The following is a 15702-nucleotide window of genomic DNA, read 5'->3' on the forward strand; positions in this document are numbered from 1 at the left end:
CACTGATGTCCGACGACAAGAAGCTGCTCGACTACCTCAGGCGCGCCACCGCGGACCTCGGTGACGCCCGGAGGCAGCTCCGCGAGGCCGAGCAGGCCCGCCACGAACCGATCGCCATCGTCTCCATGGCCTGCCGCTACCCCGGCGGAGCCCATACGCCCGAACTCCTGTGGGACCTGGTCTCCCGGGGCGCCGACGCGATCTCCGCCTGGCCGGTGGACCGGGGCTGGGACCTGGAGGGCCTCTACGACCCCGACCCCGAGCGGCCCGGCACCTCCTACACCCGGCACGGCGGCTTCCTCCACGACGCGGCCGAGTTCGACGCGGAGTTCTTCGGCATCTCGCCGCGCGAGGCGCTGGCGACCGACCCCCAGCAGCGACTGGCGCTGGAGACCGCCTGGGAGGCGGTCGAGCGGGCCGCGATCGACCCCCGTACGCTACGGCGGACCGGAACGGGCGTCTTCCTCGGGGCGATCGGCAACGGCTACGGCGCGGGCTCGCGCCACCTCCCCGACGTCCAGGGCCTGCTGGACACCGGTACCGCGAGCAGTGTGGTCTCCGGCCGGATCGCCTACACCCTGGGCCTGGAAGGGCCCGCCGTCACCGTGGACACGGCCTGCTCCTCCTCCCTGGTCGCCCTGCACCTGGCGATCAGGGCACTGCGGGCCGGTGACTGCGCGCTGGCCCTGGCGGGCGGGGTGTCGGTGATGGCGACCCCCGACGCGTTCGTGGCGTTCAGCCGCCAGCGCGCACTCTCCGCAGACGGCCGCTGCAAGGCGTTCGGGGCCGACGCGGACGGGACCGGCTGGTCGGAGGGTGTCGGCGTGCTGCTGCTGGAGCGGCTGTCGGACGCCCGCCGCAACGGGCACCAGGTGCTGGCCGTCATCCGGGGTTCGGCCACGAACCAGGACGGGGCGAGCAACGGCCTGACGGCGCCGAGCGGCCCGTCCCAACAGCGGGTGATCCGGGCGGCGTTGGCGGACGCCGGGCTCACGGCGTCCGAGGTGGACGTGGTGGAGGCGCACGGCACCGGTACGACCCTGGGCGACCCGATCGAGGCGCAGGCGCTGCTGGCCACGTACGGCCAGGACCGGCCCGCCGGACAGCCTTTGTGGCTCGGCTCGTTGAAGTCGAACATCGGCCACACCTCGGCGGCGGCCGGAGTGGGCGGCGTCATCAAGATGGTGCTGGCGATGGAGCACGGCGAACTGCCCAGGACCCTGCACGCGGACCGGCCGACGCCCATGGTGGACTGGGCGTCGGGGGCCGTGGAACTTCTCTCCGAGGCCCGCGCCTGGGACGCTCCGGACCGTCCGCGCCGGGCCGGGGTGTCCGCCTTCGGCGTCAGCGGCACCAACGTCCATCTGATCCTGGAACAGGCTCCGGCACCCCTGGAGCAGTCCCCGGCAGACCCGCAGGCCCCGGAGGCCCCGGCGGAGGATGCCGAACCGGTGGCCGGAGCCGCTGCCGGCGGTGCCGTGTACCCGCTGCCCTGGGTGCTCTCGGGGCGGACCGAGCAGGCGCTGCGCGACCAGGCGGCCCGGCTGCTGGCCCACCTGAGCGCCGGCCCCGGACCCCTGCGGCCCGCCGCCACCGGCCGCGCCCTCGCCCTCACCCGTACCGCCTTCGAGCGCCGTGCCGTGGTCGTGGGAACCGGCCAGGACCGGCTGATCGACGGCGTGAAGGCCCTGGCCGAGGGCCGCTCGGTGCCGGGGCTGGTGCGGGGCGAGGGGGTGTCGTCGGGCCGTTCGGTGCTGGTCTTCCCCGGTCAGGGGTCGCAGTGGGTGGGGATGGCCGCGGAGCTGTCGGGGGAGTCGGAGGTCTTCGCCGGGCGGATGGGTGAGTGCGAGCGGGCGCTCTCTCCGTACGTCGACTGGTCGTTGACGGAAGCGCTGGGCTCGGAGCGGTTGTTGGCGCGGGTCGATGTGGTGCAGCCGGTCCTGTGGGCCGTGATGGTGTCGCTGGCGGAGATGTGGCGTTCGTCCGGTGTGGCCGTGGACGGGGTGGTCGGCCATTCGCAGGGGGAGGTGGCGGCTGCCTGTGCAGCGGGTGGGCTGAGCCTCGACGACGGGGCCCGTGTCGTGGCTTTGCGTTCCCGTGCGGTGGGGGTGCTGGCGGGCCGGGGTGGCATGGCATCAGTCCCGTTGCCGGTGGGAGAGGTGCGGGAGCGCATAGCCCCGTGGGCGGGACGGCTGTCGGTCGCGGCGGTCAACGGCCCGTCGGTGACGGTGGTTTCAGGCGACGCGGACGCCGTCACGGCGCTGGTCGACGAGTTGGTGGGTGAGGGGGTACGGGCGCGGTCGGTCGAGGTGGATTACGCGTCGCACTCCTCGCATGTGGAGGAGATCCGCGAGCAGTTGCTCTCCGATCTGGCCGGGATCACGCCTCAGTCCGGTGCGGTGCCGTTCTTCTCGACGGTGACGGGTGGCTGGCTGGACACGAAGGGTCTGGACGCGGAGTACTGGTACCGGAATCTGCGCGAGACCGTCGAGTTCGGGAAGGCGACGGAGGCGCTGCTGGGGGAGGGGTTCCGGTTCTTCGTCGAGGCCAGCCCGCACCCCGTGCTCACCTTCGGTGTCCAGCAGACCGCCGACCGGGCCGACACCGCCGGCTCCGCACAGGGCCCCGCCGTCGTCGTCGGCACGCTGCGGCGCGGCGAGAGCGGCCTCGACCGCTTCCTGACCTCCTTGGGGGAGGCCTACGCGGGCGGTCTGACGCCCGACTGGGACCGGGTGTTCGCCGGGCACCGTACGGACGGCGTCCCCCTGCCCACCTACCCCTTCCAGCGCCGCCCGTACTGGCTGGAGGACACCGCCCCGGCGGCAGGCGTCGGGGCCGGGACGCCGACGGAGGGCGACGACTTCTGGGACGCCCTGGGCGGGGGCGACCTGGACCGCTTCACCACGGCCCTCGGGGTTGCGCCCGAGGACCCGCTGAACGTGGTGCTCCCCGCGCTCGCCACCTGGCGCACCGAGCGCACCGAGCGTTCGGCGGTGGACTCCTGGCGCTACCGCGTGACCTGGCGGGCCCTGCCCGAAGGCCCCCCGGCCGCCGCGCTGGAGGGCAGCTGGCTCGTCCTGTCGTCGGACGGCCGGCCCGAGGACGGGGAGCGCCGGTCGGAGGCGGCCGTCCACGTCATGGAGCGGGCCGGAGCCTCGGTGGTCCACGTACGGCTCACCGAGGCGGAGGCCGACCGCGCCGTGCTGGCCGAACGGCTCCGTGTCTCCCTCGACGCGCTGCCCGGCCCGGTGACGGGCGTGCTGTCGCTGCTGGGTCTCGACGAGCGCCCGCACTCCGTCCACCCCTCCGTCCCGCTGGGCACCGCCCTCAACCTGGCCCTGGTGCAGGCCCTCGGTGACGCCGCGATCGACGCGCCCCTGTGGTGGGCGACCCGGGGCGCGGTGTCGGTCGGGGGCCCGGACACCGGGAGCCCGGTCAGCGCCGCCCAGAGTCTGCTGTGGGGGCTGGGCCGGGTCGCCGCGCTGGAGTTCCCGCAGCGCTGGGGCGGTCTCATCGACCTTCCGGAGGTGCTGGACGCGGACACCGGCCCCCGGCTGTGCCGGGTGCTCGCCGGTGCGGCCGGGGACGAGGACCAGGTGGCCGTACGGGCCGGTGGCTGCCACGGCCGGCGGCTGGTCCGGTCCGCCCTGGGCGACACCGCGCCGGGGCGGAGCTGGCGGCCCGGGGGCACCGTGCTGATCACCGGCGGCACCGGCGGGATCGGCGCGCAGATCGCGCGCTGGCTGGCCCGGCGGGGCGCCGGACACCTGGTGCTGGTCAGCCGGGGCGGAGCGGACGCGCCCGGTGCGCGGGATCTCGCCGAGGAGCTGGCCGCCCTCGGCCCGCAGGTCACCCTGGCCTCGTGCGACGTCGGGGACCTGGACGCCCTGCGCGCCCTGAAGGACGGCCTCGAACAGGACGGCCACCGGATCAGCACCGTCTTCCACGCGGCGGGGGCCGGGCTCCTGGTGCCCCTGCCCGACACCGACGTGGACGAGTTCGCCGACACCCTCCACGCCAAGGCCGGCGGGGCCCGGAACCTGGACCTGCTCTTCGACCGGGACACGCTCGACGCGTTCGTCCTGTTCTCCTCCATCTCCGGGGTGTGGGGCAGCGCCGTCCACGGCGCCTACGCCGCCGCCAACGCCTACCTCGACGGCCTCGCCGAGGACCGCCGGAGCCGTGGTCTCGCCGCGACCTCCGTGGTGTGGGGGATCTGGAACCCCGAGGGCGGGGCCGGGATGGCCGCCGAACTGGTGGAGGAGAACCTGCGCGGTCACGGCGTGCTCTTCATGCCGCCCGCGGTCGCGATCACCGGGCTCCAGCAGGTCCTGGACCACGACGAGACGGTGACCGTGGTCGCCCACATCGACTGGGACCGCTTCGCGACGGTGTTCACCTCGGCCCGCCCCAGCCCGCTGATCGGTGAACTCCCCGAGGTGCGAACCGCGTTGGCCGCCGAACCGGCGACTGCCGGAACCGGGGCCGAGGAGACCTCCTCGGCGCTGCGCGACCGGCTGGAGCCCCTCCCCGCGGCCGAGCGGACCCGGGTGCTGGTCGACCTGGTCCGGACCCACGCGGCCGCCGTGCTGGGCCACGGTTCGCCGGACGCGGTCACCCCCGGCCGCGCCTTCCGCGACCTGGGCTTCGACTCACTGACCGCCGTGGACATGCGCAACCGGCTCAACACCGCCACCGGACTCCGGCTCCCGGTCACCGTCGTCTTCGACTACGCCTCGGCCACCGCGCTCGCCCGGCACCTGGAGACCGGACTGCTGGGCGCCGCCGAGGAGCCCGCGCCCGCCCGGCAGCTCCCGCCCACGGCACCCGCCGAGGACGACGACCCCATCGTGATCGTCTCCATGAGCTGCCGCTACCCCGGCGGCGTACGCACCCCCGAGGACCTGTGGCACCTGGTCGCCGACGGACGCGACGCCGTCTCCGGGCTCCCGTCCGACCGGGGCTGGGACCTCGACGCGCTGTACGACGCGGACCCCGACCGGCCCGGCAGGAGCTACGCCGCCGCGGGCGGATTCATCCGGGACGCGGACCGGTTCGACCCGGCCTTCTTCGGGATCTCCCCGCGCGAGGCCCTGGCCATGGATCCGCAGCAGCGGCTGCTGCTCGAAACCTCCTGGGAGGCGATCGAGCGCGCCGGTATCGACCCGACGACCCTGCACTCCACCCCGACCGGGGTCTTCGCCGGGGCCTCCTACCAGGGGTACGGCGGCACCCTGAGCGAGGTCCCCGAAGAGCTGGAGGGCCTGTTCGTCGCGGGCATCTCCACCAGCGTCCTGTCCGGCCGGGTCGCCTACCAACTCGGCCTCCAGGGACCCGCCGTGACCGTGGACACGGCCTGCTCCTCGTCCCTGGTGGCGGTCCACCTCGCCGCGCGGTCGCTGCGCTCGGGCGAGTGCACGCTGGCCCTGGCGGGCGGCGCCACGGTGATGGGCACCCCGCTGTCGTTCACCGGCTTCAGCCGCCAGCGGGGGCTCGCCGAGGACGGGCGCTGCAAGTCCTTCGCCGCCTCGGCCGACGGATTCGGCATGGCCGAGGGCGTGGGCCTGCTGGTCCTGGAACGCCTCTCGGACGCCCGCCGCAACGGCCACCCGGTGCTCGCGGTGCTGCGCGGCTCCGCCATCAACCAGGACGGCGCCAGCAACGGTTTGACCGCGCCCAGCGGCCTGGCCCAGCAGCGGGTGATCCGTGACGCGCTGGCCGACGCCCGGCTGACGGCCGCCGACGTGGACGCGGTGGAGGCGCACGGCACCGGTACCCGGCTGGGTGATCCGATCGAGGCCGACGCGCTGCTGGCCACGTACGGCCAGGACCGGCCTGCCGACCGCCCGTTGCGGCTGGGTTCGCTGAAGTCGAACATCGGGCACACCCAGGCCGCCGCCGGGGTCGGCGGCATCATCAAGATGGTGCTGGCCATGGCGCACGGCGAGCTGCCCCGGACCCTGCACATCGACCGGCCGTCCCCGAACGTCGACTGGACGGCGGGCGCCGTCGAGCTGCTGACCGAGGCCGCACCCTGGCCGGAGACCGGCCGGCCGCGCCGCGCCGGGGTGTCCTCGTTCGGCCTGAGCGGCACCAACGCCCATGTCGTCATCGAGCAGCCGCCCGCCGAGCCCGCACCTCCGTCGCCCGCGTCGCCCGCCGCGCCGGTGCCCGAACTCCCCGCCGGGCCCGGCGAGAAGGCCGAGGGCACCCCGCGCACCGCCGTCCCGTGGGTCCTGTCCGGGCGCACCGCCGAGGCGGTGAAGGCCCAGGCGGAGCGGCTGCACACGTATCTGACGGAGCATCCGGAGCTGTCGTCCGCCGACATCGGCCACTCGCTGGCCACCACCAGAACCGCCTTCGAGCACCGCGCGGCCGTCGTCGGGGACGACCGTACGGCCCTGCTGGGCGGCCTGGCGGCGCTGGCCGCCGGGGACCGCGCGCCCGGCCTGGTCGAGGGCACCGTCGCCCGGTCGTCCAGGACCGTCCTCGTCTTCCCCGGCCAGGGGTCCCAGTGGGCCGGGATGGCCCGGGAACTGCTCGACCACGCCCCGGCCTTCGCCGACCGGATCGCGGCCTGTGAACGCGCCCTCGCCCCGCACCTGGACTGGTCGCCGCTCGCCGTCCTGCGCGAGGAGCCCGACGCGCCCCCGCTGGACCGGGTGGACGTGGTGCAGCCCGTGCTGTTCGCCGTGATGGTGTCGCTGGCCGAGCTGTGGCGGGCGCACGGGGTCGTCCCCGACGCCGTGGTCGGCCACTCCCAGGGGGAGATCGCCGCCGCCTGCGTGGCCGGTGCCCTCTCGCTGGACGACGCGGCCCGCATCGTCGCCCTGCGCAGCCGGGCCCTGCTGGCCCTGACCGGCCGCGGCGGCATGCTGTTCGTACCGCAGCCCGCCGAAGCCGTACGCGAAGCGCTCGCCGACCACGCCGGACTGCTCGACATCGCCGCCGTCAACGGGCCGACGTCGGTGACGGTCTCCGGCGACCCGGCGGCGCTGGAACGGCTGAGCGAGCGGTACGCCGAGGAGGGCGTCCTGACCTGGCCGGTCCCCGGTGTGGACTTCGCCGGCCACTCGCCCCAGGTGGAGGAGATCCGCGAGGAACTGCTCACCCTGCTCGGCGCCACCACGCCCCGGACATCCGCCATCCCCTTCTACTCCACGGTCAGCGGCGGCCCCGTGGACACCCTGGGCCTGGACGCCGCGTACTGGTACGAGAACCTGCGCCGCCCCGTGGAGTTCGGACGGGCGGTCGACGCGCTCATCGCCGACGGACACCACGTCTTCGTCGAGTGCAGCACCCACCCCGCGCTGACCGTCTGGCTCCAGCAGGCCGTCGAAGCGGCCGGGATCGGTGACGGAGCCGTCGTCGGCACCCTGCGCCGCACCGAGGGCGGCCCCGGCCGCTTCCTCGCCGCGCTCACCGAACTCCACGTGAGCGGAGTGCCGGTGGACTGGGACACGGTGTTCGCCGGAACCGGAGCCCGTACGCGGCACCTGCCCACGTACCCCTTCCAGCAGCAGCGCTACTGGCTGGAGCCCACCGCCCCCGACCGGTCCGCCACCACCACGACCGGCCCCGGCGCGGTCGGCGCCGGCCCGGCCGACTCCGGCTTCTGGAGCGCCGTCGACCGAGGGGACCTGGACGGCCTCGCCACCACCCTGCGGGTCGAGGACGGGGAACTGCGGTCCTCCCTCGCCTCCCTGGTGCCCACCCTCGCCGCGTGGGCGCGCGGCCGGGCCGACGACCGGACCGCCGACAGCTGGCGCTACCGGGTCGCCTGGAAGCCCCTGCCCACCCCCGAACGCCCCCGCCTCACGGGCAGTTGGCTCGTCGTCGCCCCGGCCGGTGCCGCCGACGACCCGGCCGTCACGTTCGCCGTGGACTCCCTGCGGGGACACGGCGCCACCCCCGTCCTGGTCGAGGCGGGCCCCGACGCGACCGACCGGACACGCTTCGCCGCCCTCCTCCGCGACGCCCACGACCGCACCGACGGGCCGCCCGCCGGTCTCCTGTCGCTGCTCGCCCTGGCCGAGGAGCCCCACGACGGGGGATCGGCGCTTCCCCGCGGCCTCACCCTGACGGTCGCGCTCCTCCAGGCGCTGGGCGACCTCGGCACCGGCGCCCCGCTCTGGTGCGCCACCCGGGGCGCGGTGTCGGTCGGCCGCTCCGACCGGATCGGCAGCACGCTCCAGGCCTTGGTCTGGGGGCTCGGCGGGGTCGCCGGTGTCGAGTACCCGCAGCGCTGGGCCGGCCTGGTCGACCTGCCGCGACGGCTCGACGACCGGGCCGCGACCCGGCTCGCCGGAGCGCTGACGGGCCCGGAGGGAGAGGACCAACTGGCCGTACGCGCCACCGGCCTCCACGGCCGCAGGGTCGTCCACGCCGGACTCGGTGACACCGCCCCCGCACGCGACTGGACCCCCGAGGGCACGGTCCTGATCACCGGCGGCACCGGCGGCCTCGGCGCCCAGATCGCCCGATGGCTCGCCCGTACGGGCACCGCACACCTTCTGCTCACCAGCCGACGCGGTGCCCAGGCCCCGGGGGCCGACGACCTCCTGGCCGAACTGCGCGGACTCGGCGCCACCGTCACCGTCGCGGCCTGCGATGTCGCCGACCGCGACGCGCTGGCGGACCTGCTCTCCGGCCTTCCGGCCGAGCGCCCGCTGCGCGCCGTGCTGCACACCGCGGGCGTCCTCGACGACGGGGTGATCGACACGATCACCCCCGAACGCGCGGCCGGGGTCCTGCGCCCCAAGCTCGACGGCGCCCGCAACCTCGACGAACTGACCCGGGAGCTCGACCTCACCGCCTTCGTGCTCTTCTCCTCCCTCGCCGGCACGCTCGGCGGCACCGGCCAGGGCAGCTACGCCGCCGCCAACGCCTACCTCGACGCCCTGGCCCGGCACCGCCGCGACCTCGGACTGCCCGGCACCTCGGTGGCCTGGGGCCTGTGGGGCGGCGACAGCCTCGCCTCCGGAGCGGTCGCCGAACGGCTGATCCGCGACGGCCTGCCCGCCATGGACCCCGCCACGGCCACGGTCGCGCTGCACCGGGCCCTCGACCACGACGACACGGCCGTCCTCGTCGCGGACTTCGCCTGGGACCGCTTCACCCGGGCGTACACCGCGCTCCGGCCCAGCCCCGCCCTCGGGGACCTGCCCGAGGTACGGGAGGTGCTCGACGCCCCGGACGGGCCCCGGAGCACGGCCGACGGCGACGGGCCGCCCGCCGCCCTGCGGCTGGCCGCACTGCCCCCGGCGGAACGGGACCGGGCGCTGCTGGACCTGGTCCGCCGCGAGGTCGCCGCCGTGCTCGGCCACCCAGGGCCCGAGGCGGTCGGACCCGACCAGGCGTTCAAGGACATCGGCTTCGACTCGCTGACCGCCGTCGAACTGCGCAACCGGCTCGCCGCCGCCACCGGCCTGCGGCTGTCGGTGACCCTGGCCTTCGACTACCCCACCGCCACGGACCTGGCCGGACACCTGCGCACCGAACTGCCGGGGTCGCCCGCCACCGAGGCGCCCGCCATCCCCCGGCAGCCGTCCGCGGCCGTCGCGGTACCCGAGGACGAGGCCATCGCCGTGGTCGCCATGAGCTGCCGCTACCCCGGCGGCGTCAGCACCCCCGAGGAGCTGTGGGAGCTCGTCGCGGGCGGGCAGGACGCGATCACCGGCTTCCCCACCGGACGGGGCTGGGACCTGGACGGCCTCTACGACCCCGACCCGGACCGGGTCGGCAGCACCTACGCGCGGGAGGGCGGCTTCCTCCACGACGCCGACCGCTTCGACCCGGCCTTCTTCGGGATCTCCCCGCGCGAGGCGCTGACCATCGACCCCCAGCAGCGGCTGCTGCTGGAACTCTCCTGGGAGGCCTTCGAACGGGCCGGCATCGACCCGCTGTCGCTCAAGGGCAGCCCGAGCGGCGTCTTCGTCGGATGCAGCCACCACGACTACGGGTCGCGCGTCACCGAACCCTCCGAGGAGTTCGAGGGCTACCTCGGCATCGGCAGCGCGGGCAGCGTGGCGTCCGGGCGGATCTCCTACAGCCTCGGCCTCGAAGGCCCCGCGGTGACCATCGACACGGCGTGCTCCTCCTCGCTGGTCGCGGTCCACCTCGCGGCCCGGTCGCTGCGCTCCGGCGAGTGCTCGCTGGCGCTCGCGGGCGGAGTCACCGTGATGTCGACCCCGGGCGCGTTCGTGGAGTTCAGCAGGCAACGGGTGCTGGCCGAGGACGGCCGCTGCAAACCGTTCGCCGCCGCCGCCGACGGCACCTCCTGGGCCGAGGGCGCCGGACTGCTCGTCCTGGAACGCCTCTCGGACGCCCGGCGCAACGGCCACCCCGTACTCGCCCTCGTACGCGGCTCCGCCGTCAACCAGGACGGCGCGAGCAACGGCCTGACCGCCCCCAACGGCCCCTCCCAGCAGCGGGTGATCCGTGCCGCGCTGGCGGACGCCGGGCTGACGGCCTCCGAGGTCGACGCGGTGGAGGCGCACGGCACCGGCACCCGTCTCGGCGACCCGATCGAGGCCCAGGCGCTGCTGGCCACGTACGGCCGGGAACGCGGTGCGCGGGAGCCGCTGTTGCTGGGATCGCTGAAGTCGAACATCGGGCACAGCCAGGCGGCCGCCGGAGTCGCGGGCATCATCAAGATGGTCCAGGCCATGCGGCACGGCGCGCTGCCGCGCACCCTGCACGTCGACACACCGACCCCCCACGTGGACTGGTCGTCCGGTGCGGTCCGGCTGCTCACCGACGACACCCCGTGGCCGGAGACAGGCCGCCCCCGGCGGGCCGCCGTGTCGTCGTTCGGCGTCAGCGGCACCAACGCCCACACCATCCTGGAACAGCCCACCGCACCGGCGCAGCCCACCGCACCGGCGCAGGCCGCCGCACCGGCGCAGGCCGCCGCACCGGCGCAGGCCGCCGCACCGGCGCAGGCCGCCGCACCGGCGCAGGCCGCCGCACCGGCGCAGGCCGCCGCACCGGCGCAGGCCGCCGCACCGGCGCAGGCCGCCGCACCGGCGCAGGCCGCCGCACCGGCGCAGGCCGCCGCACCGGCGCAGGCCGCCGCACCGGCGTCGGCCGCCGGCCCGGCGCAGGCTCCGGAGGACGCCTCCGCCGCGCCCGGCCTTCACGCCGCGTCCGAACGGACCGGGGCCGGAGCGTCCGCTGTCTCCGACGTATCCGAACCGGCGGGGACCGGAGCGTCCGTCGGCCTCGACGTATCCCAACCGGCCGGGACCGGAGCGCCCGCTGACCCCGAACCGGCGCAGGCCGCCGCCCCCGAGGCCTCCGGCGCCGTTCGGCCCCGCGCCCTCGCCGTCCAGGACGCCTCCGCCGTCCCCGACACCCCCGGCCCGTCCCTGCCCGCCACCCCCGCGCCGAACCCGGCGCCCACCACCGCGCCCGCCCTGCCCTGGCTGCTCTCCGCGCGCAGCGCCTCCGCGCTGCGCGCCCAGGCCGCCCGGCTGCTGCGGCACGTTGAGCGGCACCCGGCCCTCGCCGTCGCGGACCTGGGCCGTTCCCTGGCCCTGAACCGCAGCACCTTCGAGTACCGGGCCGCCCTCACCGGCACGGACCGGCGGGCCCTGCTCCAGGGGCTCGCCGCCCTCGCCGCCGGAGAGCCGTCGGCGGACCTGGTGAGCGGTGTCACCGGTCCGGCGGCGAAGACCGCCTTCCTCTTCCTCGGCCAGGGCAGCCAGCGCACCGGCATGGGCGCCGGACTGTACGCGCGGTTCCCGGTCTTCGCCGACGCCTTCGACGCGGTCTGCGCGGAACTCGACCCGCTGCTGGACCGCCCGCTGCGGGAGGTGATCGACGCGGGCCCCGGCGACCCGGACCACGGTCTGCTGGACCGTACCGAGTACACCCAACCCGCGCTGTTCGCCCTCGGCGTCGCCCTGTTCCGGCTCGTCGAGCACTGGGGCGTACGGCCCGACCGGCTGCTCGGCCACTCCGTGGGCGAGCTGGCGGCCGCCCATGTCGCGGGCGTGTTCACCCTGCCCGACGCCGCACGGCTGGTGGTCGCGCGGGGACGGCTGATGCAGGCTCTCCCGGAGGGCGGCGCGATGGCCGCCCTCGCCGCCGGGGAGGAGGAGGTGCTGCCGCTGCTCGCGGGCCGCGAGAGCGCCGTCGGCCTCGCCGCGGTCAACGGCCCGGCCTCGACCGTGATCTCCGGTGACGCGGCGGCGGTGGACGAGATCGCCGCCGTACTCGCCGAGCGCGGGCGCAAGACCCGTCGGCTGCGCGTCTCCCACGCCTTCCACTCGCCCCTCATGGAGCCCATGCTCAGCGAGTTCCGCGAGGTCGTTGCCCAGGTCGTCCCGGGGGAGGCCACCATCCCCGTGATCTCCGACCTGACGGGCGAGCCGGCCACCTCCGGGCAGCTCGGCTCACCGGACTACTGGGTGGAGCACGTGCGCGGCACCGTCCGCTTCCAGGACGGCGTACGGCACCTGGAACGCGACGGTGTCACCGCGTTCCTGGAACTCGGACCCGACGGCGCGCTCACCGCCCTGGGCCAGGACTGCCTGACCGGGACCACCGGAACCGCCACGGCCGTCGGAGACTCCGAAGGCACCGGTACCGCCGCCCTCACCGGCACCCCCCTGCTGCTGCCGCTGCTGCGCAAGGACCGGCCCGAGGCACCCGCGGCGGCCACCGCCCTGGCCCGACTGCACGTCGCGGGCGTCCCGGTGGACTGGAGCGCCGTCCACTCCGGTGGCCCGTCCCGCCCCGCCGTCGACCTGCCGACCTACGCCTTCCAGCGCGGCAGCTACTGGCTGGCGGCCGGTCCGGCCACCGCGGACCTGCCCGCGGCCGGACTCCGGACCGTCGACCACCCGCTGCTCGGCGCCGGAACGGAACTCGCGGACTCCGACGGCTTCCTCTTCACCGGCAGGTTCTCGGTCCGCAGCCACCCCTGGCTGGCCGACCACGGCGTCTACGAAGGGGTGCTGTTCCCCGCCACCGCGTTCCTGGAACTCGCCGTCCGCGCCGGCGACCAGGTCGGCTGCGACCGGGTCGAGGAACTGACCCTGGAGGCACCGCTGGTGCTCCCGCAGGGCGGAGCCGTTGCCCTCCAGCTCACCGTCGGCAGCCCGGACGCCTCCGGCACCCGCCCGCTGAGCGTCCACGCCCGCCCCGCCGACGACGGCCCCGACGCCCCCTGGACCCGGCACGCGAGCGGCCTGCTCACCCCCGCCCGGAACCCCGGCCCGGCAGACCTCTTCGAGCCGGAGGGCCCGGACGGCGACCCCGAGGCCTGGCCGCCGCCCGGAGCCGAACCCCTCGACACGGACGGCCTGTACGACCGCTTCGCCGACGGCGGCTTCGCCTACGGCCCCGCCTTCCAGGGCCTGCGCGCGGCCTGGCGGCTCGGCGACGAGGTGTACGCCGTCGCGAGCCTGCCGGAGGAACAGCGGCCGGACGCCGCCGCGTTCGGCCTGCACCCGGCCCTGCTGGACGCGGCCCTGCACGCCCTGGTCTTCGACGTACTGGAAGGACCCGCGCAGGGCTGGCTGCCGTTCTCCTGGAACGGGGTGCGCCTGCACGCCTCCGGCGCCACCGAACTCCGGCTGCGGCTGACCCCCACCGGCCGCGACGCCGTCACCGTGCGGGCGACCGACGCCACCGGGCGGCCGGTGGTCTCGGCCCGCTCGCTCGTCCTGCGGCCCGTCTCGCCCGACCGCTTCCGGGCCACGCGCACCGGACACCACGAGGAGCTCTTCCGCCCCGAGTGGCACGCCCTGCCCGAGCGCACCGGGACGGCGGCGGACACCGTCCCCGACCCGGAGTCCTGGACCGTGCTCGGCACCGGGACCCCCCTGCCCGGCGCCGCGCCGCTCCCAGGCCGTACGGTCTTCGACCTCGCCGCGCTCTCCGCCCTGCTCGACGCGGGCGAGCAGCCGCCCCGGCTGGTCCTGGCCCCCTGCCCGCACGGACCCGTCCCGCACGCGCCGCCCGGCACCCTCCGCGACGCGGTCCACGACGGACTCGCCACGGTCCTCGCCCTGCTGCGCGGCTGGCTGGCCGACGAGCGCCTGACCGGCTCCCGGCTGGTCCTGGTCACCGCGGGCGCGGTGCCGGTGACCGGCGACGACGTCCCGGACCCGGCCCCGGCCGCGCTCTGGGGCCTGGTCCGCTCGGCCCAGACCGAGAACCCCGACCGCTTCGTCCTGCTGGACCTGGACGACCACGAGACCCCGCCCGCCGTCCTCGCCGAAGCCCTCGCGTCGGGGGAGCCCCAGCTCGCGATCCGGGCCGGGGCCGTCCACACCGCCCGGCTCGCCCGCGTACCGCTGGCCGCCCCCGGCCGCACCCCCGGCTGGTCCGGTGACGGGACCGTCCTGATCACCGGCGGCACCGGCGCCATCGGCGCCCACGTCGCCCGCCACCTGGCCGCCGAACACGGCGTCCGGCACCTGCTGCTGACCAGCCGCAGCGGCCCCGCCGCCGACGGCGCGGCGGAACTCGTCGCCGAACTCGCCGCCCTGGGCGCGCACGCCGAAGTCGCCGCCTGCGACGCCGCCGACCGCGACGCCCTGGCCGCCCTGCTGGCCGCCGTGCCGCCCGCACACCCCCTGACCGGGGTGATCCACGCGGCCGGGGTGCTGGCCGACGGTGTCGTCGCCACCATGACGCCCGAGCAACTGGCCCTCGTCCTGCGCCCCAAGGTGGACGCCGCCGTCAACCTGCACGAACTCACCGCCGGGCAGGCCCTCTCCGAGTTCGTCCTCTTCTCCTCCATCGCCGGAGTCTTCGGCGGCATGGGCCAGGGCAACTACGCCGCCGCCAACGCCTTCCTCGACGCACTGGCCCACCGGCGCCGCGCCGACGGGCTGCCCGGCCGCTCCCTCGCCTGGGGCCTGTGGGCCAACAGCACCGGGATGACCGGCGGGCTGACGGAGGCCGACCTGCGACGGATCGCCCGGGGCGGGATCGTCGCCTTCGCACCGGACCGGGGACTGGCCCTGTTCGACACGGCCGCCACCGTCGACGAGCCGGTGCTCCTGCCGCTGCGGCTCGACACCGCCGCCGTCCGCGCCCAGGCCGCCGCAGGCGGCGTACCCGCCCTGCTGCGCGGCCTGGTGCGCCCCGCCGCCCGGCGCACGGTCGCGGGCCCCGCCACCGGCACCGGTCCCGACGGCCCCGAAGCGCTGAAGCAGCGCCTCGGCTCCCTCGACGAGACCCGGCGCGGCCGGGTCCTCCTCGACCTGGTCCGCACCCACGCCGCCCTGGTCCTCGGCCACAGCGGTCCGGCCGAGGTCGAGCCCGGACGCGGCCTGCTGGAGGTCGGCTTCGACTCGCTGACGGCGGTGGAGCTGCGCAACCGGCTGCGCGCCGCCACCGGCCACCCCCTGCCGGCCACCCTGCTCTTCGACCACCCCACCCCGTCCGCCGTCGCCGCGCACCTCGCCGCCGAGCTGGTCCCCGACGCCGCACCCGGCCCGGCCCCCGGCCTCGCCGAACTGGACCGCCTGGAAGGCGCACTCGACGGCGGCGTCGACGACCCGGCGGACCGGGAACGGCTCGCCGGCCGGCTCCGGGAACTCCTGGGGCGCCTCGACCCGGCGGCCGCCGAGGCCGACGGTACGGCTGCCGGCTCCCTGGAGGACCGCATGGACGGCGCCAGCGACGACGAACTCTTCGACCTCATCGACAACGAGCTCGGCCTGTCATGACACCGAACCGATA

Annotated in this window: 1 protein-coding gene; it reads left to right on the forward strand. The window is 76.1% G+C overall.

All coding sequences use genetic code 11. The annotated features are described in order from the left end of the window. Positions 1-5: 5 nt before the first annotated feature. Positions 6-15689: a type I polyketide synthase gene (locus tag ACQ9ZG_RS30375; RefSeq protein WP_499281428.1), complete on the forward strand. Its 15684-nt coding sequence runs from the start codon at positions 6-8 to the stop codon at positions 15687-15689. Positions 15690-15702 lie beyond the last annotated feature (13 nt).

Source organism: Streptomyces araujoniae, assembly GCF_050871195.1.
Lineage (GTDB): Bacteria > Actinomycetota > Actinomycetes > Streptomycetales > Streptomycetaceae > Streptomyces > Streptomyces bacillaris.